Origin of the sequence: Stenotrophomonas sp. 278, from assembly GCF_003935715.1 — a bacterium.
Taxonomy (GTDB): Bacteria; Pseudomonadota; Gammaproteobacteria; order Xanthomonadales; family Xanthomonadaceae; genus Stenotrophomonas; species Stenotrophomonas maltophilia_AH.
The window spans coordinates 22,532-46,989 of sequence record NZ_RHPP01000017.1; the positions used below are offsets into that span (position 1 = coordinate 22,532).

Below are 24,458 nucleotides of genomic sequence, written 5' to 3' on the forward strand. Positions count from 1 at the left end.
CGTATGTAAGCAAGACAATGCCGGGAGGGTGGCGCAATACAACACCCTCGCGGAAATACGTCACGCCGTGCGTACGCAGACGGCTTTCAGCCTCCCGGCTCCCCGCCATTCCGGCGGGGAGGTTTTCTACTCGAGGCTCTCCATGCAAAAGAAAGATAAGTCGCGCATTACCTACCACTGGCACACCCCGCGCAGCGTGCAGGTCCACACGCTGCATCACGAAGGAGTGGAGCGCCAACCCGGCGATCCGTTGATTCCCTGCATCAAGCTGCGCGGCATGTGGATGTCACGTGCGGGAATTGAACCGGGCACCCGAGTCAAGGTGGAAGCCGGTCCAGGCTACATCCTGCTTTCAACCCCCGAGCCGACGGTGGCGGTTACGTACGTGCGCGACCGGCAGGGCCCGGCGGGCAGCATTGCGATGATCTGCCGATGAACTTACGCCAGTGAATCCCTGCATGGACGCATGCGGGGATTCACACTGATGGGGTGCGGCTGTTTCCAGCAAAGTTCATGCGCAACTGCACCTTGGGTGCGGCACTGCGGTGCTCCAGAATCTCCAACACCTCGTAATCGGCCTTCAACCCGTCTTTGGTAATTCGCTGCGTACGACGGATACGCGCCTTGATGATGTCGTCCTTGGCGAACTTCGCCTGGTTCAGGTGAATCCGGCTGAGGAAGCTCTCATCCTGCACGACGGCATAGTAGGTATTGCCACCGCCTTCGGTGAAGCGCCACTTGTTGCCATCCTGGAACGCCAGGGTCAGCACCTGCAAGGTACCGATGTACTCATCGCTCTGCAGGGTCTCGTCTTCCGGGCTGGGTGCGGTGAAGTACGGTGCCTCAGCGCGGTCGATGGACAGCAGCACATGATGGACCTGGTGATCGACTACAGCAACGCAGTCGATGCCTTCGTTGCGCAGCGGTTCGGAGATGACGCCCTCAAGCGCCCTACGCACCCGGTAGTCCTGCAGCAGCAAAAGGACCGCCTCTTCAATGTCCAGGTACTCGCCCTCAACGTGTAGACGCGCTTTGCCCTCGCCAAGGGGTTCAATACGATCTACACCGCGACCGCGCAGCCATGAGATGACCTGCACCAGGCCCACGCATGCGGATGTTCCGATACCCAACAGGCCAACGAGATTCAGTACGCCCGTGGCCGAGCTGCCATTGGCAAAATCCAGCGCCTTCTGCCAGAGCGACTGTGCCAGCTCCAGGTCGATGCCGAACGAGCCCGACTTGAACGAGGCATGTACATTCAGCGTGATCCTGGCCTGACTGCCATTGACCAGTTCATTGGCGCGCTCGACGAGTTCACCCATGGCGAGCAGGGCAGGCGCGAGGGCGCGCACCTCCATCTGGTGCTGTAGCAGGGCGGGGCCGTCATAGACCAGGTGAAAGCGAGCGTGTTGAGTCATGTCCGTCACGTCAGGGGTGCTCCGTTGCGGCGTGCGCAATTGCAGGATGATCCGTCGGAGTGGAGTGTAGCGACGCGACCGACATCGACCCCAGCGCAGTGTCGCGATCACCTCGTGCGCGACACACGCGGCAGTGCGCTTCAGGTTGCGTCGCCCGGCAGACGACGGCAGTCCGATGAACTTACGCAAGTGAATCCCTGCGTGGACGCATGCGGGGATTTACGTTGAAGGCGGGAATCGGCTGGCGGTGACAGGGCCGATGACACGCATGGCGTGTCACTACGCGGCAGACACACCGCGCCGACGGGGAGCATCAAAATGGCAGGCATCACCGCGCCGATCAGCATGATCGAGACGGCCGGCATGCCCGCGATGCTGGGCATCATCGGAATGGCTGGACTGGTAGCGTCGGTCGACAGACGACGGCCGTGAAACGATCAACATTCGGTAACGCATGACCCCTGAGCAAAGCACACGCGGTTCCCGGCATCAACGTGATTCACGCGGCTTGCGCGGTGCATTCGACAACGGCACCTGCGCGACCGCATCGGTGGCCCACAGCACCAGCGCGCCGATGGCCGCAATTTCGCCCACGGCCAGCAGCGGGCCGATCTTCCCCAGCCACGGGACCGCCACCACGATCACCCCGATCATCCAGGGACTGAACTTCATCCGGAACGGACCGCGCACGAGTAACCGGGCCAGCGCCAGGGCGCCGACTGGCCAGGCCAGGATCACCCCGGCAATCCGCATGTCGCTGCCCCACATCAGCCACAGCGCGGTGCAGGCCAGCATCGGAATCACCAGCAGGCGCACGACCCACCCGCGTGGACGTGGATGCTCGGCACCGATCTGCCACTGCACGAAGCCGAGCACCGGCAATGGGACCGAGCCCAGCAACAGGATGCTCACGGCCCCACCCAGCGCTATTCCGCTGTACTTCCAGTAGCCATAGCGACCGCCTGCAAATCCATCGGCGAAACCGAGCACCAGCATCAAGCCGGCGAAGGCGGCCGCCAGCAGTACGCTGCGGAATGCCGCCAGCTGCACCTTGGGTCCATTGACCTTGTAGCGCACGTTGAGCGCCTTCCAGAACGCCACCTGCCGTGGCTGCAGCGGTCGGCTGCCTTCCTTCAGGCGCAGCCGTGCGAGCAGGTCGCCCATGTCGTCGGCGCGACCGGGCAGGGCGGCGGACAGCAGCGCACGCAGCCGGTTCCAAGGCCGGCGCAGGCGCGCGACGCGCGGATCATCCTCGGTGGGTGCCGGACCATTGCGCAGCGGCTCGCGGTAGACCGTGGGATCTTCGACATCGTTCTGGCGTAACAGCCACAGGTCGTGCAACCGTGCGCGGCAATGCTCCAGCTCGAAGGCATCGGTGCCACTGCTGATGTCGTTCCAGCCAAAGAACGTGGCGAGGACATCGAAGGTGTCCTCATGGATGGGCGCACGCAGCGCGTACAGCCGATGCAGGAGGGCGTCGCCGAGCCACGCTTTGTCGTTCACCGACCAGAGTTCAGGGCACTCCAGCAGCCAGCGCGACATCGCTTCCGGAGAAGTCGTGGAGGCCTTCCTGATCGCGGTACGCGCGAACTGGTTCTCATCCAGCCCGGGCTGCGAAGGCTCCGTTACAGCGGCTGGTGTCAACGGCAGCGGTGGCTGCTCCGGCGGAGCCTCTGCAGGACGGCGATCTGCCTCCGGCGGCGGCGGGGCGTCCTCGTTCTCGTCGGTCTCGGTCCCGGGCAAGAACTCGTCCCGGAACTTCAACCACGCCAGCGCCGACTGATAGGCCTCGTGCAACTGCTGGAACCCGGCCGGATCCTCGTCCGGACGGGTCACCCGCAGGCGCTGTGCATAAGCGCGCTTGACCGCGCGCTCGTCCGCGTCGGCCTCCAGACCCAACCATTCCAGTCCTTCGTTCATGCTGTCAGCGCCGTCCCCTGTGCTTCACCGCATCATGCGCCCACGCCATCAACGCGAGCGCGGCCGGAACCTCGCCGAACAACAGCGCCACGCCACCCACCTTCAGGATCGGCACCAAGGCCAACAGCGTCCAACCGCTGAACTGGAACTCATAGTCGCCGCGCCGCCACCAGCGCACCAGCGCGATCACCAGGGTGGCCAGGGCCAGCAGCGTACCGGCCACGCGCTGATCGAGCACATGAATGATCAGCACCGAGGTGATCGCCAGGATCGGCACCAGCAGCAGGCGCAGCAGTCGGCCGCGCTGCGCGGGGGCTGGATCCGTCGATTGCCAGTGCAGCAGCTGACCGAACGGCAGCATCAGCATGCCGCCGACGAACACCGCCAAGGTGCCGAACACGACCATTTCCATCACGTGTCCGACCTGGGTCGGTCCTTCAGGCGGTACCGCGAGGGTCATCAGCCCCATCAGCAGCAGCCAGCCCAGCGTGAACACCAAGGTGCGCGCAGCCGCCACCTGCCACTTGGCCGCATTGAGCTGGCCGGACTGGTTGAGCGCCATCCAGAACCGCACCTGTTCCGGCTGCAGCGGTGAGGGAGCCTGTTCGGCGGTGTGGATGCCGAGCCCGGCCAGCATGCGTCCGATCAGCCCCGCGCGCCCGGGGACCGCAGCGGTCAGCACGGCACGCAGGCGGTGCCAGGGACGGCTGAGCCGGGCCTGGTTCACCTGTGCCTGCGCCGCACTGAACGGCGCGTCCGGGCCTTGCAGGTAATACGCCAGCCACGCGTGGTGGCCGGGTTGTACCAGCCAATGCCGATGCAGGCGCTGCCGGGTCTGGGCGGCGACATCCGGGTCCAGCGGGCTGTCGATCTCATCCCAGCCGAAGTATCGACTCAAGGCATCGAAGTTTTCCTGGCGGATGGGGGCACCGGTGTGCAGCAGCAGGTCCAGCACGTGGGATCCCACCAGCGGCTTGTCGCGCAGCGACCACAGTTCCGGGCGCTGCTGCAGCCACGGCTCGAACTCCAGCGGCGGTCCCTTCGACGCGGCGGTCACCAGCCGTTGTGCGAACGCCGGCACGTCCAGCGGTGCGGGCAGTTCCACCTCGACCGGTACGACCGACCGTCGCGGCGGCTCCCTTGGCTCCCTTGGCTCCCTTGGCTCGCGCGGCGGTGCGATACCGCTGTTCACCGGCACCACCGGGTCGTGAGCATCCAGCACCGGGTCGGCAGAGGCGGGCGGCTCTGTTCGCTCCTGCCGCTCCTGCGGTGGTGCGATACCGCTGCTCACCGCCACCACCGGGTCGTGAACGTCCAGCACCGGGTAGGCAGGCGCGGTCGGTTCCGCGTATGTGGCTTGGTCGTCTTCCTCCGGCTCGTACTCGTCCTCGTCGCCCCACTGGGCACGATACTGCGCGTACGCCAGCGCGGCCTGGTAGGCCTCGTGCAGCTGCTGGAACCCGGCGGCGTCCTCGTCCGGCCGCGTGTGCTTCAGGCGCTTCGCATACGCACGTTTGATCGCGCGCTCGTCTGCGTCGGGCTCCAGCCCCAACCACTCCATTGCCCAGCTCATCTGTTCCTCATCGCATCAGCGGGACAACAACGCGAGCGTTGCCACATCAGAGCGTTTCCAGTTCGTCCAATGCCTTGGCGAAGCGCTTCCGATCCTGTTCGATCTGGTTCAGATCCTGCGTTTCCAGTGTGTTGCGGAAATGCGCGATCCATTCCTGCACGCTGGTTCGCATCGCGACGTACTCTTCGTAGACGCGCTCGGCACGGGTGATCAGCGCCAGGTTCTGCTGCTGTTCGCGCGGATGGATCTTCAGCGACTGCAGGCGTTCAAGCCGCTCGCGGATCTCATCGGCGTCCATCAGGCCCGGGTTCTGCTCGATCAACAGCTCATGCCGCTTGCCGGTGCCGGTTTCGGTGACCTCGACCTGCAACAGCCCGTTGATGTCATAGGTGAATCGCACCGCCACGCCGCTCTCGCCCTGGCCAGCGGTCAGCGGCACGTTGATCTCGCCCAGCTTGATGTTCTTTTCCACCATCGGGCTTTCGCCCTGGAATACATCAATGCGGACCTGCTTCTGCCCGTCGTGCATGGGATAGAAGCTGTCTTCGCGGCTGACCGGCACCACGCTGTTGCGCGGAATGATCGGGTGGAAGTAGCCGGTCTGCACCTGGTTGCCGACGCGATGCGCGACCTGGGTGCCGAGGGTGTAGGGGCACACGTCGGTGAGTACCACTTCCTCCAGCGACTCGTCACGGCTCTTCAGGCCGGCGGCGACAGTCGCGCCCAGCGCAATGGCCTGGTCGGGGTGGATATGACGCAGCGGCAGGCGGCCGAACATGCGGGTGACCAGGCGCGCCACCATCGGCATGCGCACCGCGCCGCCCACCAGCACGATGTCATCCAGGTCGGACGGCTTCAGCTTGGCATCGCGCATGGCGCGCTCGATCGGTGCACGCATCCGCTGCAGCAGGGGTTCGGCCAGCTGCGCAAAACCGGCCTCGTCCAGCGACCAGGTGTAAGTGGTGCCTTCCAGCTTCAGCTCCAGGTCGATGCTGCGCTCGTCGGTCAAGCCACGCTTGAACTGCTCCATGCGCTGGCGCAGCACGGCCAGATCCACCGGCTTGAGCCGGGCCAGGTCGATCCGGTTGCGCTGGCAGAAGGTCTTGATCAACAGCTCCAGGAAGTCCTCGCCGCCCAGGTAGTTGTCGCCAGCCGTGGCATTGACCTCGACCACGCCATCAAACAGCTCCAGGATGGAAACGTCGAAGGTGCCGCCGCCCAGGTCCAGCACCAGCACCCGGCCTTCGCCCGCGCGGTCGCGCAGGCCATAGGCGAGGGCGGCTGCGGTGGGCTCGTTGATCAGCCGCTCCACTTTGATGCCGGCCAGCTCGCCGGCGGCGCGTGTCGCCTTGCGCTGCGCATCGGTGAAATAGGCCGGCACGCTGATCACCGCTTCGGTCACCCGTTCGCCCAGCGCGGCTTCCGCGTCGGCCAGCAAGGAACGCAGCACCAGCGCGGATAATTCTTCGGGGCGGAAACGACGCACACCCAGCTTCGTCTCGTGCGAGGTCCCCATCAACCGCTTGAAGGCGGCCACGCTCAGTTCCGGGTGGGTGACCAACCGGTCCTGTGCCGGCTTGCCAACCAGCACGGTGTCACCGTCCAGGCTGACCACCGACGGGGTCAGCAGGTCGCCATGTGCATTGGGGAACAGCTCCCCTCCCTGGGCCCGGTGCACGCCGATCAGCGAATGCGTGGTACCGAGATCTATCCCTACGATCATCTGCAATCCCCCTTGCCAAGGAGGTGATTCTAGCCATCCGGTGTCGTACCTGACCATTGGCCGTTGCCCCCGCACCCCCCAGCGGCTATGGTCCCGGGCTGTTCTGTACTGCCGGAAATGCCGATGTCCGCACGCACCGCTCTCTCCACCGCCCTGGCCCTTGGGCTGACCCTGGCCGCCAGCGCCCACGCCGATGAAGGCATGTGGATGCCGACCCAGCTGCCCGAACTGGCCAAGCCGCTGAAGGCGGCCGGCTTCAAGGGCAATCCGGCCGATCTGGCCAATGTGACCGCGCCACCGCTGAGCGCCGTGGTCCGGGCCGGCGGTGGCACCGGCTCGTTCGTTTCCGGCGATGGCCTGCTGCTGACCAACCACCACGTGGCGATGGGCGTGATCCAGTACAACAGCTCGCCCGAGCACAACCTGATCGACAACGGCTTCATCGCCAGCGGCCGCAGCGACGAGCGCCCGGCCAACCCGGACTTCCGCGTGCTGGTCACCACCGGCTTCGACAAGGTCACCGACGAAGTGCTGCGCGACGCCCGGGGCAAGACCGGCCGTGCCTATTTCGACGCGGTGGACAAGGCCAGCAAGCGCCTGGTGGCCGAGTGCGAAAGCGCCGGCAACGTACGCTGCAGCATCGCCGACATGTACTACGGCACCGATTTCTACCGCATCCGCCAGCTTGAACTGAGCGACGTGCGCCTGGTGTACGCGCCGCCGCGGGCGATCGGCAACTACGGCGATGAGATCGACAACTTCATGTGGCCGCGCCACACCGGCGACTTCACCCTGCTGCGCGCCTATGTGGGCAAGGACGGCAAGCCCGCCGCCTACAGCCCGGACAACGTGCCGTACCAGCCGCCGGCGCACCTGAAGATGGCGCTGGATGGCCCGAAGACCGGCGACTACGCGATGCTGGCCGGCTACCCGGGCATCACCTACCGGCACCGCACCGCCGCCGAGTTTGCCGGCCAGATCGACGCGGTGCTGCCGCGCCGGGTGGATGTGTTCCAGCAGATGATCGACACCATCGAAGCGGCAACGGCCAAGGACGCGCAGGCGCGCACCCGCTACGCCTCGCAGCTGCAGTCGCTGAAGAACAACCGCAAGCGCGCCGCCGGCGAGCTGGAAGGCCTGCTGCGCAGCGATGCCAAGGCCCAGCGCGCCAGCGATGAAGCGGCCATGCTGCAGGCCACCGACGCAAAGTACCAGGGCGACATCCAGGCCCTGTTCGCTTCGCTGTCGCAGGGTGCGTCGGTCGGCGAACGCGACCTGCTGCTGGACCTGGCCGCCAGCCAGAGCCAGCTGCTGCGCTCGGCGCTGATGCTGGAACGCCTGCGCATCGAGTCGGCCAAGCCGGATGCCGAACGTGAAACCGGCTACCAGCAGCGCGACCAGGCGCTGATTGAAGGCACCCTCAAGCAGGTCCAGCGCCGTTACGCGCCGGCGGTGGAAAAGGCGCTGCTGACCAACCTGCTGACGCGCTACCAGCAGTTGCCCGACGCGCAGCGCGTGCCCGAGTTCGATGCTGCCTTCGGCCGTACCCCGGCCGCCCTCGCCAAGGCGTTGGACACGCTGTACGCCGCGACCACGCTGGGCGACGAAGCCCAGCGCCTGAGCCGCTTCGCCGCCGCGAAGGAAGGCAAGGCCTTGGCCCGGGACCCGCTGATTGACCTCGCCGGCCCGCTGGTGGCCGCGCAGCTGCGCCTGGAAGACCAGCGCAAGCAGCGCGAGGGCGAGCAGCTGCGCCTGCGTCCGGCCTACATGCAGGCGCTGTTTGCCTGGCGTGCCAAGCAGGGCCGGGCGGTGTACCCGGACGCGAACCGCACCCTGCGGATCAGCTACGGCAAGGTGGAAGCGCTGTCGCCGCGTGACGCGGTGCATTTCGACCCGGTCACCACCGTGGCCGGCATCGTCGAGAAGAACACCAACGCTTATCCGTTCGACGCGCCCAAGCCGCTGCTGGCGGCGATTGCCAAGGGTGATTTCGGCAGTACCGCCGACCCGGTGCTGAAGACCCAGACGGTCAACTTCCTGACCAACCTGGATACCACCGGTGGCAACTCGGGTTCGCCGGTGCTGAATGCGCGCGGTGAGCTGATCGGGCTGAATTTTGACAGCAACTGGGAGTCGGTCAGCGCCAGCTGGTGGTTCGACCCGCGCTTCAAGCGTGCCGTGCACGTGGACATGCGCTACCTGCGCTGGTTGCTGGCCAAGGTCTATCCGGCTCCCGAGCTGTTGAAGGAAATGGGCGTGCCCGCCGAATAACGGCCTGGCCTGCGGCCACCGCACGACCAACGGTCGTGCGCTGCCGGACCCCCAAACCCGGTAGCACCCGACCGTTGGTCGGGTGGCGGCCCACCGCGCCGGGTGTTTTGAAGCCCCCCGACCATGGTCGGGGGACCCCCTGGGTCGCATTTGACGCAAAACCGGGGCAGACTGGCCCGGAATCAAGTAGATGTGACGGGTATCGGGTGGCAGTGAAGGAAGACGGTCGCGGTGATCCCGCGGCCCCGCAGACGACATTGGAAGGCCTGCACGTCTGGGTGGTCGAGGACGACCCGGAGCTGCTGGCGCTGAGCGTGGACGAGCTGCGCTGGCGTGGCGCGCACGCGCGCGGACTGGACAGCGCCGAGGCGTTGTATCGGCACCTGGCCGTTGAGCGCTGCGACATCGTGGTGCTCGACATCGGCCTGCCGGGCGAAGACGGCTACGCGGTGGCCCGCCACCTGCGCGGCATGGCCGACATCGGCATCGTCATGCTCACCGGACGCGGCAGCACCCACGACATGACCCATGGCCTGGCCTTGGGCGCAGACGTCTATCTGGTCAAACCGGTGGCCGGCGACCTGCTGGCGGCTGCACTGGTCAGCCTCCGCCGGCGCCTTCACCGTGACCGGCCCGCGTCGGCGGCAGGGTCCGCACCGGCCGTGCCCAGCTGGCAGCTGCAGAGCGACGGCTGGAACCTGCAGGCTCCCAACGGCAAGAATCTGGCCCTGACCGGGGCCGAGCGCGGTTTCCTGCGCGCCTTGCTGGCCGTGCCCAGCGCGCCGGTCGAGCGCGAAGCGCTGATTGCCGCATTGACAGATACCCCCTGGGACTTCGATCCGCACCGGCTGGACGTGCTGGTCCACCGCCTGCGTGGCCGCGTCCAGAACGCCACCGGGCTGGTACTTCCGGTGCGCGCGCTGCGGGGTGCCGGTTATTTGTGGACGGACGGCGCGGCCTGATTGCCGCCGATCCGTAGAGCCGGGCTTGCCCGGCTGCTCTTGGTGGCCCAGCTGCTGTGAGCTTCGGTGAGCAAACGTTAGCGCCGCGGCACTGACTTCACGAATTATTCACAACACAATGCGCGCCGCCCGGTCCTGCCGGCGACGCCGGTCGCCTGTACGCCGGCAATCCACCCGACAGGGAGCGTCTGGACCGGCCGCGTACGCCACGCGCTGATCGACAGCCCCTGTCAGGCCGCAACCGCAACAGGGGAAAACACGCATGTCCAGCCAGAGCGATCGCGCAGTCACCTGCGCGGCGGTGTCGTTGTTCGAGCGCGCGCGCGCATCGCGCGTGCGTCACGCCTGGCTGCGACGCGCGCTGACCGCCCTGCTGCTGTTGCCGCTGCCGGCGCTGGCCATCGACCTGCAGATCACCGACTTCTCCGACACCGGCTACGACCCGGTGCCGGCGGGCACCACGGTGATCTACAACGTCAAGGTCGAGAACGGTGCCAATGACACCGCCACCGGCAGCGTCACCATTTTCGACCTGCCGGCCGGCACCGCCCTGGGCAGCACTGCTCCGGCGGGTTGCAGCAGCTCGGCCGGTGCCAACGGGACCACCCGCGTGGTCTGCACCAACCCGACCCTGGCCGCCAGCGGCACCCCTTACGAATTCAAGCTGCCGGTGACCACCCTGGCATCGCAGCCGGCCACCATCACCCTGCGCGCGGCGATTGGCTTTGCCTCGGCGCTGCCGCCGGCAAACACCCCGATCAGCAGCCTGCAGAACAACGACCCCTTCTTCGGCAGCGACACCAACGTCGCCAACAACCGCACCAGCCAGAACACCACCATCCAGGCCGCTGCGGACCTGCAGCTGAGCAAGACCGCCGCGCAGCCCGAGGTGATCGGCGGCGGCGAGGTAACCTATCGCCTGACCGTGACCAACAACGGCCCGAGCATCACCACCGGTTTCACCGTGGTCGACTCGCTGCCGCCGAACGTCACCCTGGTCGGCGCGCCGAGCGGCGCGGACTGGGCGTTCAACCAGCAGAACGGCACCTACAACGGCACCCTGGCGGTCGGAGCGAGCACCAGCTATACCTTCCGCGGCAAGGTCAACGTCGGCACCGGCAACATCGTCAACTCGGCGGTGGTCAACGCCGGGTCGGTGCCGGACGCGGTTCCCAACAACAACTCGGCCAGTGTCACCACGGCGGTGACCGCCGGTGCCGACCTGCTGCTTTCCAAGTCGGTGTCACCGGCTCCAGCGGCCGCCGGCTCGGTGGTGACCTACACGTTGACCGCGCGCAATGACGGCCCCAGCGCAGCCAGCACCGTGGTCATTGACGACCCGTTGCCCGAAGGTTTCGTCATCAACGGCATATCCGGCCCCGGCGGCTGGTCGTGCACCAACAATGCCGAGCGCACCCGGCTGACCTGCACCTCGGCCAGCTTCGCAGCGAATACGCAGGCGCAGATCAACATCCAGGCGCAGGTGCCGTCCACCGGCACCAACAGCAGCGGCACTGTGACCAATACCGCAGTGATCAGCGCGGCCACGCCGGACCCGGTGGCGGCCAACAACACCGGCAGCGTGGGCTTGACGGTCATCCCGGACGGTGCCGACCTGCGCATGACCAAAAGCAAGACACCGCAGCTGGTGCCGGTGTGGAACAACACCGGCCTGCGCACCGACAGCGTGATGACCTCCTCGGTACGGGCGCAGAACATGGGGCCGCGCACGGTCACCGGCAATCTGCAGCTTGTGGATACGCTGGCGCTGGGCGAGGAGTGGGTCGATGCCAACGGCAATCCCTACGCCGCCAATACGCCGATCACCGTAGGCAACTTCAGCTGCAGCGTGGACCGCGCCTGGAACGGCAGCACCGCCCAGGTGGTGACCTGTACGCAGACCACCAACTACCCGGTGGCGGTCAACGCGTACTCGCAGACGCTGACGCTGCGCACCCTGGCGCGCCTGCAGGGCACGCTGACCAATACCGCCTGTACCGGCGGCAGCGGTGGTTCGGCCGAGCCGACCACCGGCGGTGGCATCAATCTCGACCCGAACACCAGCAACGACTGCACGGGGGCCTCCAGCCGCTCCACGGATGCACGCGCCGACCTGTCCATCACCAAGCGCACCAATGAAGTCGGCGACGCCGACAACATCCTGCGCGACACCGATGCGTCGGTGACCTACACCCTGCAGGTCACCAACACCGGTGCGGCCACCACCGGCGTGGTGGTCAACGATCCGATTCCGGGCTTTGTCAGCGGTGCCACCAGCGTGACCGCGGTGACCACGCCGGCGAACTGGAGCTGCGGTCTTACCGGCAGCAGCTGGATCTGCCGTTCGGGCACTACCCCGCTGGCCAACAACGCCACCGCGACCATTGCCTTCCGGGTCAACCGCGCGCTGTTTGACAGCCAGAGCCAGGGTGCCACCACCTGTGCCGGGCAGGCACAGCCGGCAGGCCGCTTCTGCAACACCGCCGGGGTCAGCGTGGACCCGGCCGTCAGCGGTGCCATTGGCGAGGCCAACCCGGGCAACAACTCGGCCTCGGACTGGGTACAGATCGACCCGGTCGCAAACGTCGCCACCACCGCCAAGGACATCACGTCTGGCAGCCCGGGCCGCGCCGGCGTCAACACCACCTACCGCATCACCTACCAGAACCGGGGTCCGTCCACGGCACGCGGCGTGGTGTTCAGTGACACCTTCACCTTGCCGGCCAACGATGCCGGCTTCGTGCTGGTGTCGGCATCGCGCACCGGCGGCGGCAGCACCGCCTGTGCGGTGACGTCGTTCGACGCGTCCATCAGCTCGGCCACCGCGCCGGGCGGAACGTCCTGGTTCAACACCGGCGGTGCCCCGGCCACGCTGCGCCTGACCTGTGCGCCGCTGGACATGGCCAACAACGCCACCCAGACCATGAACGTGGTGATCCGCCCGAACGTCAACAGCGGCAATACCGGCCGCCAGTTCACCAACGTCGGCACCTTCCACTTCGACCCCGACAACACCGGCACTGCCATTCCCGCCAATGGGACCGACAGCAGCGGCCGCAGCTACAACTACAACAGCAACACCACCGACGACGTGCGCAATGCAGTACTGGTCTTCGAAGCCGGTGAAGTCGACCTGATCGTCAACAAGATCGACACGAACTTTGATGGTGGCGTCGATCCGCTGGGCTTCGACTCGCGTCCCGGGCAAGAAGCCAACAACTACATCCTGTATCAGGTAAACGTGCGCAATGTAGGCCCGTCGCTGGCCACGCGTACCGTCATCGAAGACACCATCACCCCGGCCGCTGGCGCGAACGTCGCGTTCGTCGGCAGCCGCACCGGCACCTCGACCACGCCGCAGGGTGCTCTGGAAGCACCGGGCGAGCGCTGCACGGTGGCCGCAGGCAGCACCAATCCCACCACCGCGCCGCAGACGCTGTCTTGCAGCATGCCCAGCATCGGCGTGTCCACCACCGAGCAGGGCGTGATTGCTGCCAACCAGATCAGCTATCTGTATCTGGTCTACCAGTACCTGAGCTCGCCGCCGGCCACCGGGGCAACCCTGCTCAACGCGGTAAGTGCACGTTCGGCCGAAACCGAGACCGACACCAGCAACAACAACGCGGTGCAGGAAACCAGCATCCGTACCCGCGCTGACCTGGCCACCAGCAAGTACAGCGTGGTACTCGCCCCGAATCCCGACCCGACGCAGGCCTTGCCGGCAGCGGCCACCACCATCAGTCTGCGCCAGCCGTTCTGGTTCGTGCTGGACGTGGTCAATAACGGTCCCGGCCACAGCCTGTCGCGTGACCGTGCCGGTGATGCGCCGATGCGCGGCGATGGCGTCGTGGTCACCGACACCCTGCCGACCGGGCTGGAAGTGCTCGGCGGCGCTGCTGCGATCACCTGGCAGAAGGCCGGCAGCACCGCCGACCCGGGTGTGCAGAGCAACGGTACCGGCAACTGCACCCTGAGCGGTCGCGACGTCACCTGCCGGATGGGCGATCTCGCCCTGGACGGTCGCACCCGCGTGCTGATTCCCGCGCGCTGGACCACGCTGCCGGCCAACGCTACCGGTACCAATACGGCCCGTGCCACCAGCGACCAGGTCGACCCGGTGTCCGGTAATGACGAAGGCACGACCACCCACACGGTCGTACGTTCGTCGCTGGCCGGCGTGGTGTTCCAGGACCGTGACCGTGCAGGAGCCAACGGCGGCACCGTGCAGGCCGGCGAACCGCTGATCTCCGGCGTGGAAGTGCACCTGACCGGCGAGGACGCCTACGGCAACCCCGTATCGCTGACCGCCACCACCGACGCCAACGGTGCCTACCGCTTCCAGGACCTGGCCCCGGCCAATGCAGCCGGTTACACCCTGACCCAGACCCAGCCGGCGACGTACGTCAACGGGCCGGTGGCCCCGCCGACCACGGGCGGCCAGGCCCCGTCCGCGGGCGGCACCTTTGCCGCCGTCACTCCGGTGGCCTCCGCCGATTCGGTCTACACCGGCATCGGGCTGACCGCCGGCGTGGATGCGGTGCGCTACAACTTCCCGGAAGTGCGCCGTCCCGCGTTGTCCGGTTTCGTGTACGTGGACAGCAACTACAGCAACACCCGCAACGCAGGTGATGCGCCCATTGCCAATGCGACGGTCGAACTTCTCGACGCCAGCGGCTCACCGGTGGCCAGTGCGACCACGGACAGCAGTGGCGGCTACACCTTCAACGCCCTGGATCCGCTGCAGGTGTACACGCTGCGCGAAGTGCTGCCTGCCGGCAGCTACCGCAACCGGCCCAGCGCGATCAATCCGGGCCTGATCGGCGGCGTCGCGTGCACTGGCTGCACGGTCAGCACCGGTACGTCCGGCGACGCGCCGACCACCGACCGGATCAGCGGCATCGACCTGTCCAGCGGCCAGGATGGCACCGCGTTCAACTTCGGCGAGGACGCCATTACCGCGATCAGCGGCCATGTCTACCTGGACCGCAACAGCAACGGCGATTTCGATGCCGGCGACGCCGGTACCCGCAACTCGCAGCCCAACGGTGGGCTGCAGGGGGTCACCGTCACCCTGACCGGTGCCGGTGCAGATGGCGCGTTCGGCAGCGCCGATGACCTGGCGGCCGTTACCGCGCAGACCGACGCACAGGGTCGCTATGAGTTCGACGAACTGGTGGTTGGCCAGAACTACCGGATCGTCGAGGCCCAGCCGCAGGGCTATGCGAACGCGGCCGAGAACGCCAGCAACACCATTACGGTGAACGCACTGGCGTTGACCGGCTCCAGCGGCAATGACTTCGGCGAAAAGCTGGGCTCGATCGCCGGCCAGGTGTTCGAGGATTTCTCCAACACGGCGGCCGGCAACAACAACGGTCTGCGCGACGCGGGTGAAAATCCCATCGCCAACGTGACCGTGACCCTGACCGGCATCGACCTGCTCGGCAACGCGCTCAATGTGGCGGTGGTCACCGACGCGACCGGTACCTACCGCTTCACCGACCTATTGCCACCGCAGGCGGGCACCACCTACACGCTGACCCAGACCCAGCCGGCCGGTTACCTCGACGGCAAGCACACGATCGGCAATGCCGACACCCGCGGCAGCAACGCGGTCGCCAACGTGTTCTCCGGCGTCGCCATTGCGGCCGGCCAGGATGCCACCGGCTATCTGTTCGGCGAGCTGGCCAATGCACCGATCACCGGTACCGTGTACCTGGACCGCAACGACGACGGCACCCTCAACGCCGGCGACGTCGGCATTCCCGATGTGCAGGTGCGCATCGTGGGCACGGGTGCGGATGGAATCTTCGGCACGCCCGACGACACCACGGTTGACCTGGTCACAAACGCCGACGGACAGTACAGCTACCCCGGCGCGATTGCCGGTCAGGACTACCGCATCACCGAGACCCAGCCGACCGGGCTGGCGGACGGCCGCGAGCAGCCGACCAACCGCATCGATGTCAGCAACCTGCCGGCGGCCGGCTCAGCCGGCAACAACTTCGGCGAACGCGCGGCCTCGCTGGGCGGCACCGTGTTCCTGGATCGCAACAACAACGGTACCCAGGAAGCTGGCGAGCCCGGCCTGGCCGGCGTGCAGCTGCAGCTGCCGGCGGGCACGCTGAACGCTCTGGGTGCCGCGGTTACCGCTGCGGTCACCGACGCTGACGGCCACTACCGCTTTAACGACCTGCTGGCCGGCACCTACAGCGTGACTGAGCAGGCGACCCAGCCCCAGGTCAACGGCGTGACCACCCTCAACGGTGAGACGCGCGCCGGCACGATCGACGCTTCACCCGCAGGCACGCCCACCACCGTGGCAATGCTGCCCAGCGCGATCGGCGCGATCCTGCTGCCGGCCGGCAAGGACGCCGTTGCCATGAACTTCGCCGAGATCCTGCCGGTCTCGGTGAGCGGCAGCGTGTTCTTCGACGTGGACAATGACGGTGCCCGCAATGGTGCAGCTGAAACCGGCATCGAAGACGTGCTGATCCAGCTCACCGGAACCGACGATACCGGTGCCAGCATCGACCTGCAGACCCGCACCAATGCCGACGGCGCATTCGCCTTCGTGGGATTGCGGCCGGGCCTGTACACGCTGACCGAACCGCAGCAACCGGCCGGCACCAGCAATGGCATCACCACTGCCGGCACCGTGGACGGCGCGCCGCAGGGCACCGCAACGCCGGTCAGCACCGTGCCGAGCCGGATCAGCAACATCGATCTGCGCGTGCCCGGTGTCGTCTCGATCGACAACCTGTTCGGCGAGCTGCCACTCAACAGCGGCATCAGCGGCAGGGTGTGGCTGGACCACAACAATGATGGCGTGGTTGATCCGGCCGAAACCGGTCTGGCCGGCGTGCGCGTACTGCTGAGTGGCACCGACGTCACCAGCAACACCATCACCCGCAGCACCGTGACCGATGCCGACGGCAGCTACAGCTTCGCCGAGCTGCCGCCGGGTACCTATGTGGTCAGCGAGCCCGACCAGCCCACCGGCACCCGGGATGGCCGCACCGTCGCCGGCAGCACCGGCGGCACAGTGACCGCACCCGGTACGCAGGTATCGCAGATCAGCGCGGTGCCGCTGGGCGTGAACCAGCAGTCGATCCACAACAACTTTGGCGAGATTCCGGTCAGCCGGATCAGCGGTCGCGTCTACAACGACAGCAACGACAACGGCCGCGTGGACACGGGCGAGGGTGGCATTGCCGGCGTCAGCGTGGTGCTGGACGGCAGCGACGACCTCGGCCAGCCGGTGTCGCTCAGCCAGACCACCGATGCCGAGGGCCGCTACCGCTTCGACGACCTGCGCCCGGGTACCTATCAGGTGACCGAGCCGACCCAGCCGCCGCAGACGCTCAATGGCATCACCCGTGCCGGCACCATCGACGGCACCCCGGTGGGCGTGGTCACCGACCGCGCCACCGTGCCCTCGATGATCAGCCAGATCGTGCTGCCGCTGGGCGCGGATTCGATCGACAACGACTTCGGTGAAATCGGCGACTCGCCGGACCTGATGGTCACCAAGGCTTCGACCGTCACCCGCTTCACCGTCAACAACATGGCCGGTTACACCGTGCAGGTGCGCAACAGCGGGCAGCAGCCCAGCCGTGGCGAGTACACCGTTCACGACCGCCTGCCGGCCGGGCTGAGCCTGGACAGCGTGCCGGTCGGCACCGGATGGACCTGTACCGGTGAGCCGGGCGCGGTGCGCTTCAGCTGCGTCAGTCAGCGCGTGCTCGGTGCCGGTGAGATCTCGCCGGACAGCATCGCCGTGCAGGTGCGCGTGAGCGCGGCAGCGGCCGAAGCCGGCACCGTCAACAACGCGGTGCTGGTGGAAGGCGGTGGTGAGAACCCGTTCCGCGCGCCGACCCCGGCCGAACGCGCTGCATTTGAAGGCGAGGTCAGCGAGCTGCCGCTGTGTGATGTGGCCATCACCCAGAACGCCTGCCGCGTGCCCAATGCCGTGCAGCTCAGCGCCTCGGTCGGTGGCACCGTGTGGTACGACGTCGGCAACGACGACCAGCTGCTCGACGGTGCCGACCAGCGACTGCCGGCGTGGATCGTCGAGCTGGTCGACCCGGCCAGCGGCCAGCTCGCGGCCAGCACGGTCACCGCGGCCGACGGCAGCTACCGTTTTGCGGATGTGCTGCCGGGGGTGAAGTGGAACATCCGCTTCCGCGACCCCCGTTCGAGCGTGCTGTGGCCGTTCCCGGTCACCCGCGAAACCGCCAACGGCGTTCAGACCGCCTGCGATACCGAAGGCGCGATCGCGCGCAGTGGCGTCAGCGCCTGCCGCACCAGCGACACCGGTGTGAGCCAGCTGGAAGTGGTTTTGGCCGCCGGCCAGCACCTGGCCCAGCAGAGCCTGCCGGTCGACCCGTCGGGCGTGGTGTACGACGCCACCACCCGTGACGTGGTGCCGGGCGCAGTGGTGACGCTGAGTCCGGTGGGACTGTGCAGCGGCTTCGATCCTGCCACCAGCATTCTCAACGGCAGCGGCGGTGGCTATCGCATTGAAGGCAGCAGCATCGCCATGACCGTAGGCAGCGAAGGCTTCTATCAGTTCGCCTTCGGTCCGGCTGCGCCTGCCCGCTGCGAGTTCCAGCTGGTGGTGACCCCGCCGGGTGGCTACCAGTTCGTGTCGACGCTGATTCCGCCGCAGAGCGGTGCGCTGTCGCCGGCCGGTTCGGCCGGGGCCAACCACGTGGTGCAGCCCAACAGCGACGCCCCGACCGGTGCGGTCGGTACGGCGACGCAGTACTACCTGACCCTGTTCGCCGGTTCGGCCACGGCCTCGGTGGTGCACAACCATCTGCCGCTGGATACCGCAGTGGCCACGGGTCTGGTGATCAGCAAGAGCGGTGATCGCCAGACCGCGGAAATCGGTGACACCGTGCAGTACACCATCACCGTCCGCCAGACCGCAGGCAGCGCGCTGCAGTCGGTGAACGTGATCGACCGCCTGCCGCGCGGCTTCACCTACATCGACGGCACCGCACGCGCTGACGGTCGCGCGGTGGCCGATCCGGCCGGCAAGCCGGGTCCGCTGCTGGGCTTCGGCGTCGGTCCGATCAGCGTGGGCGGACAGATCGTGCTGACCTACCGCGTACGGGTCGGCGTGGGCGCGCAGCAGGGCGACGGTGTCAACCGCGCGCAGGCCCATGGCTGTTCCATCGCCGGCGGCTGCATCGATCCGGTTGGTATCGCTCCGCTGCCCGGCGCACTGGCTTCCAACCGCGCCGAGTATCGCGTGCGGGTCACCGGTGCTGTGTTCACCGACCAGGCCTGTGTGCTCGGCAAGGTGTTCGTGGACTGCAACAACAACCACGTGCAGGACCGCGAAGAACTGGGCATTCCGGGCGTGCGCATGTACTTCTCCGACGGCACCTGGGTCATCAGCGACTCGGAGGGCAAGTACAGCTACTGCGGACTGCCGGCGCAGAGCCACACCCTGAAGGTCGACGCCAGCACGCTGCCGCGTGGTGCGCGCCTGACCACCAGCAGCAACCGCAACCTCGGCGACGCTGACAGCCTGTTCCTGGACCTGAAGAACGGCGAGCTGCACCGCGCCGACTTCATTGAAGGCAGCTGTGCCAACCCGGTGCTGGAGCAGGTCAAGGCACGCCGTACCCAGGGTGAAGTGAGCGCGCCGGAAACCGAACCCGGCCAGGGTGCGCTGCGCTTCGAAAGCAAGCCGGCGCGGGCCCCGCAGCAGGCCACAGACACGGCCAACCAGAGACCGATCGTGCATCCGCGAGAACTACCGCCCGCCAAGGACGCGGCGACGGAGGGCCAGCCATGAGCCACGCACTCCTGACGCGCGGCCTGCCGCGCCTGAGCCTGCTTGCCTGTGCCCTGGCGGCCATGCCGGCCTTCGCCCAGAGCACCGGCACCCCCGGTCGCTTCACCCCGGTGCTGGGGGATGCCAGCACCCTGTACCCGCGCAGCCCGGTCAGCGTGGACACTGCGCCGCGCGCGCTGGCCGCGCGCAGCGACGTGCTCGACCGCATCGTGGTCGAACTGGACCGCGACGGCGTGCCCGCCGACGGACAGAGCGCCGTGCAGGTGCGCGTGCAGTTGCTGGATGGTAACGCGCGTCCATTGTCCGGCACCCACTACATCACCATCGAGAACAGCGGCGGTCGCATCCGTCTGCCGGGATCTCGCACCGACGAGTTCGGCCCGGGCGCGCTGGACGCCGACAAGGTCACCCCGGGCGTGCAGCTGCAGGTGGTCGATGGCGCGGCCGAATTCGAACTGATCGCGCCGCATGATCCGCAGGACGTGCTGCTGCGGGTGACCGCCGGCGACCAGACCGCACAGGGCAGCATCGGCTTCCTGCCGGAAATGCGCGAGCTGCTGGCCACCGGCCTGGTGGAAGGCATCATCAATTTCCGTCGCCGTGGCAACGCCAGTGCGATCGCACCGGTGGAAAACCACGATGCCTTCGACCGTGACATCCGACGCTGGGAACGCCAGTTCAACAACGGCAAGGCCAATGCTGCCGCGCGTACCGCCTTCTTCGTCAAGGGCCGGATCAAGGGTGAGTACCTGCTCACCGCCGCGTACGATTCGGACAAGGACACCCGGGGCCGCCTGCTGCGTGACATCCAGCCGGAGGAGTTCTACCCGGTGTACGGCGACAGCTCGCTGCGCGGCTTTGATGCGCGCTCGGCCGAGCGGCTGTACGTGCGCATCGACAACAAACGCAGCTACCTCCTGTACGGCGACTTCCAGACCGGCGACAGCCTGGCCACGGCGACCGGCATCGGTGGCAGCGGCCCGATCCCGCAGCGCAGCCTGGGCACTTACAACCGCACTGCGACCGGCCTGGGCTGGCACTTCGAAAGCGAGCGCGTGCGCAGCAATGTGTTCGCCATGCAGGACTCGCTGCGCCAGGTGATCGAGGAGTTCCGCAGCCAGGGCAGCGGCCCCTATGCGCTGCGCAACAATGCGGTGCTGGAAGGCAGCGAGCGTGTGGAAGTGATCACCCGCGACCGCAACCAGCCGACCCGCATCGTCGCAGTGCGCGCGCTGGCGCGGCTGGTGGATTACAGCTTCGAGCCGTTCTCCGGCCGCATCCTGCTCAACCAGTTCCTGCCGGCGTTCGACAGCGACCTCAACCCGGTATCGCTGCGCATCACCTATGAACTGGACCAGGACACCGAGAAGTTCTGGGTCGGCGGGGCCGATGCGCAGGTCAAGCTGACCGAGCGCATGGAGGTCGGTGCAGCGGCAGTGGAGGACCGCAACCCCTACGCCGCCTTCCGGATGGGCAGCGCAAACGCCAGCTACCGGTTCGGCGACAACACCCTGCTGGTGGCCGAGTTCGCGCGCACGAGCAGCGAAGTCAACACCAACACCCTCAACCAGGTCACTTCGCAGGGCCTGAAGGACGTAACCGGTGAAGTGGAAGGCAACGCCTGGCGGCTCGAGTTCGCGCATGACACGGACCGCCTCGACGCACGCCTGTTCGCGGCCCGGACCGACCCGGCCTTCAACAATCCTGCGTCACCGCTGTACGGCGGCCGTGGCGAGTACAACGCGCAGCTGAGCTATCGCGTCGGTCCGCGCCTGGAGCTGTACCTGGAAGGCCTGCGCAGCGAGGACCGCAATCCGGATGGTGGCGAGCGCGATGCCGGCGGTGCCGGTGTGCGCGTGGCCGCCACCGAGCGCCTGACCGTCGACCTGGGCGTGCGCAGCATCCGCGAAACCATCGGCGTCACCTCGCCGTGGTCCTCGGGCGTACCGTTTGGCAATGCCAGTGGGCTGACCGGTGGCTTCGCCACCGGTTCGGGCGGCGGTGCACTGGGCTACGGCCAGCAGGCGCTGGATCCGGCCACGGGCTTGATGGTGATCAACGCGGGCAGCAGTGGCAGCCCGCTTACCAGCGATCTGCCGGTGGGCACCGAACTCGAATCAGACAGTGCCCGTATCGGCCTGGGCTATCGCCTTACCGACCGCTTCAGCGCGGGTGCCGAGGTGGAAAACAGCGTCAGCGGCGAGGACCGTCGCCGCCTGGCGGCCGGCCTGGACTACCAGGTGTTCGAGCGCAGCCGCCTGTATGGCCGCTACGAGAAGCAGACCGGGTTGACCAGCGCCTATGGCATCACCACCACCGACCGTGAGGCGGACGCGCTGGTGTTCGGTATCGACAGCAGCTATCTGCGCGACACCCAGACCTTCAGCGAGTACCGCCTGCGTGATGCGATCAGCGGACGTGATGTGCAGACCGCGTCCGGCATCCGCAACACCTGGGATATTGCCCAGGGCCTGCGCCTGAGCAGTTCGGCCGAGCACGTCAAGGTGATCGACGGGAGCACCGGTGACAGCACCGGTCTGGCGCTGGGCCTGGACTACAGCGCCAATCCGTTGTGGCGTGGCGCGTTCCGGGTCGAGCACCGGATCTCCGACGATGTGGCCGAAACGGAGACCAATGAGGCGTTCGATACCACCCTGGTGCAGTTCATGCTGGCGCGAAAGCTCAGCCGCGACTGGACCCTGCTCGGCCGCAACTATCTGTTGAGCACGCGCTACGACGCGCGTGGCGATGTGCTGCAGGATCGTTTCCAGCTGGGCGTGGCCTACCGCGATACCGACCGCAACCGGATCAACGCTCTCGCCCGCTACGAGTACAAGCTGGAGCGCGACGAGAGCGGGCTGACCCTGATGGACGGCGGCATTGTCGACGGCAGCAGCCAGGACGTACGCACGCGCGCGCACATCGTTTCCACCCATGCCGACTGGCATCCCTCGCGGGCGTGGTGGCTGACCGGGCGCGTGGCCGGCAAATGGCAGCAGGACCAGTTCGCCTACAGCGACGGCGCACGCGTCAACAGCCGCTTCCGTGCCATGCTGTTCTCCGCGCGCGTGGTGTACGACATCACCGAGAACTGGGACATCGGCGTGCTCGGCTCCACCTTCCGTGGCCAGTCCGGTGCCAACCAGTACGCCTATGGCCTGGAAGTGGGCCGCCTGCTGCGCCAGAACCTGTGGCTGTCAGCCGGCTACAACTGGACCGGCTTTGCCGGCGACCGTGACCTCAACGGTTACGAATACACCCAGCAGGGCGTGTTCCTGCGCCTGCGCTTCAAGTTCGACGAAGACGTGTTCCGGCCGGACCCCGTCCGCTACCGCGACCCGGCCCGCTGAGGATGCCCTGATGAAAGACTCCACCCGCATGACCCGCTGCGCACACACCGCCCTCGCTGTCGCCCTGCTGGCCGGCGTCGCTGCTTCCGCGTCGGCGCAGCAGACCCAGCTGGCCCCCGAGCAGCAGCGCATCACCGACCAGGCGATCCATGCTGACCACGCCGCATATGAGGCCACCCAGGGCCGCATCCAGGCGCTGAACGATGGTGGTCGCCCGATCCGCGATTACCACCTGGCCAAGGCCCAGTGCTGGCTGGATGTGTCGTTCCACGAGTACAGCCGCAACGACCGCAGCGACTTCCCGCAGCTGGCGCTGACCGAATCGGAAAAGCTGATCAACGGCATGGAGCAGGGCGTGCAGCCGATGCCTGTCGATACGCCGCTGGTGAACAATGCCAGGTACCTGCGTGATGACCTGTGGCAGCGCCTGCGGGTTGTGCAGGGCAGCCCGGGTTTCATGTGCGCGCAGCAGCAGGTCGCCTGCGGTGAAGTCGAGCTGGTGCATGCCGGCAACGAGTTCAACCAGCAGCAGTGGCGGCATTCCAAGCCGTACATCCAGATTGCCGAGGAACTGGTCAACGATGCCGAGGCGGCGGCACGCCAGTGCGCCGCAGCACCGGCGGCCGTGAGCGCCGCGCCGGGCCCGCTGGTTGCCAACGTGCTGTTCGAGTTTGATCGTGACGGCTACCGCGACATCCGGACTTACTCGCTGGAAAGCATCGACCGTGCCCTGGCCAGCATCGCCAGTGAAAAGCTGCAACTGCAATCGGTGGCTCTGGTCGGTCATGCCGACCGCATGCAGGGACGCGGCTTCGATGCCAACCAGGCGCTGTCCGAACGGCGTGCGAAGACCGTGCGCGACCTGCTGATCGGTCGCGGCATCGACCCGGCGAAGGTGCGTTACGAGTACCGCGGCGACACCCAGCAGGTGCAGCAGTGCGCGGGCGTCACCCCGCGTGCGGCGCTGCTGGAATGCCTGCTGCCCAACCGCCGGGTGGAAGTGCGCTTCGAGGTGGCCCGCTAGTAGCGGGCCGGCGTCCACGGCATCGGCCGGCTGCCGGACAACGACAGCCAGCCGCGCGCCATCGCATCAGCCGGGTCGTGCAGCAGGGCATAGAGGTCCACGTCCTGCCCGGCGCGTTCGCCCCACAGGCTGGCCCACGCGTTCTGGCCACTGCGTCGCGCACTCTGCAGGGCGCGGTCGGCGGCGCGCAGGCTGTCCTCCAGTGCCGCAGATGTATCAGCAAACAGCGGCAATGGGGCGAGGCCGATGCTGGCCGTGACGGTCAGGTGCTGGCCAGGGGCCAGTTCGATCACCAGGCGCTCCATCTGCAGGCACAGGTGGCTGGCCAGCGCCTGTGCGGCCTGTGCCTGGGTGTCGTGGCGGGCGACCAGGAAACCCGCGCCACCCCAGCGTGCCACCACGTCGTGGC

The 24,458-nt window shown here is 67.3% G+C and carries 11 protein-coding genes; 6 read left to right on the forward strand and 5 right to left on the reverse strand.

The window, feature by feature from the left end; genetic code table 11:
• The first annotated feature begins 142 nt into the window (after nucleotides 1-142).
• Nucleotides 143-436 (forward strand): hypothetical protein, encoded by a 294-nt coding sequence (locus tag EGJ34_RS04860; RefSeq protein ID WP_125359416.1) that lies wholly within the window; start codon nucleotides 143-145, stop codon nucleotides 434-436.
• Between the two features lie 40 nt (nucleotides 437-476).
• On the opposite strand, the gene EGJ34_RS04865 is transcribed toward EGJ34_RS04860, so the two are convergent.
• From EGJ34_RS04865 to EGJ34_RS04880, 4 genes are all read right to left on the reverse strand, one after another.
• Nucleotides 477-1,457 (reverse strand): hypothetical protein, encoded by a 981-nt coding sequence (locus EGJ34_RS04865; protein WP_185750066.1) that lies wholly within the window; start codon nucleotides 1,455-1,457, stop codon nucleotides 477-479.
• A 450-nt stretch (nucleotides 1,458-1,907) separates the two neighbouring features.
• Nucleotides 1,908-3,338, reverse strand: a complete 1,431-nt coding sequence (locus tag EGJ34_RS04870) for a hypothetical protein (protein ID WP_125359418.1) — start codon at nucleotides 3,336-3,338, stop codon at nucleotides 1,908-1,910.
• Nucleotides 3,339-3,342: 4 nt separating this feature from the next.
• The gene (locus EGJ34_RS04875; protein WP_125359419.1) at nucleotides 3,343-4,911 is read right to left on the reverse strand and encodes a J domain-containing protein; all 1,569 of its coding nucleotides are present in this window, start codon (nucleotides 4,909-4,911) and stop codon (nucleotides 3,343-3,345) included.
• A gap of 46 nt (nucleotides 4,912-4,957) precedes the next feature.
• The gene (locus EGJ34_RS04880) at nucleotides 4,958-6,634 is read right to left on the reverse strand and encodes a molecular chaperone HscC (RefSeq protein ID WP_125359420.1); all 1,677 of its coding nucleotides are present in this window, start codon (nucleotides 6,632-6,634) and stop codon (nucleotides 4,958-4,960) included.
• Between the two features lie 123 nt (nucleotides 6,635-6,757).
• Between EGJ34_RS04880 and EGJ34_RS04885 the strand changes: the two genes are divergently transcribed.
• From EGJ34_RS04885 to EGJ34_RS04900, 5 genes are all read left to right on the forward strand, one after another.
• Entirely contained in the window at nucleotides 6,758-8,905 is a 2,148-nt protein-coding gene (locus EGJ34_RS04885; RefSeq protein ID WP_125359421.1) for a S46 family peptidase, read from the forward strand.
• A gap of 212 nt (nucleotides 8,906-9,117) precedes the next feature.
• Nucleotides 9,118-9,867: a response regulator transcription factor gene (locus EGJ34_RS04890; protein ID WP_125359422.1), complete on the forward strand. Its 750-nt coding sequence runs from the start codon at nucleotides 9,118-9,120 to the stop codon at nucleotides 9,865-9,867.
• A 262-nt stretch (nucleotides 9,868-10,129) separates the two neighbouring features.
• Nucleotides 10,130-19,675: an SdrD B-like domain-containing protein gene (locus EGJ34_RS04895; RefSeq protein ID WP_125359423.1), complete on the forward strand. Its 9,546-nt coding sequence runs from the start codon at nucleotides 10,130-10,132 to the stop codon at nucleotides 19,673-19,675.
• Nucleotides 19,672-23,025, forward strand: a complete 3,354-nt coding sequence (locus EGJ34_RS22110) for an Ig-like domain-containing protein (RefSeq protein ID WP_185750067.1) — start codon at nucleotides 19,672-19,674, stop codon at nucleotides 23,023-23,025. The genes EGJ34_RS04895 and EGJ34_RS22110 overlap by 4 nt, the downstream gene beginning before the upstream one ends.
• 10 nt (nucleotides 23,026-23,035) lie before the next feature.
• Nucleotides 23,036-24,049, forward strand: coding sequence for an OmpA family protein (locus tag EGJ34_RS04900; RefSeq protein ID WP_185750068.1), 1,014 nt, complete (start codon nucleotides 23,036-23,038; stop codon nucleotides 24,047-24,049).
• On the opposite strand, the gene EGJ34_RS04905 is transcribed toward EGJ34_RS04900, so the two are convergent.
• On the reverse strand, nucleotides 24,046-24,458 hold a 413-nt coding region (locus EGJ34_RS04905), incomplete at its 5' end, for a diguanylate cyclase (RefSeq protein WP_125359425.1). The two genes, EGJ34_RS04900 and EGJ34_RS04905, sit on opposite strands and share 4 nt — an antisense overlap.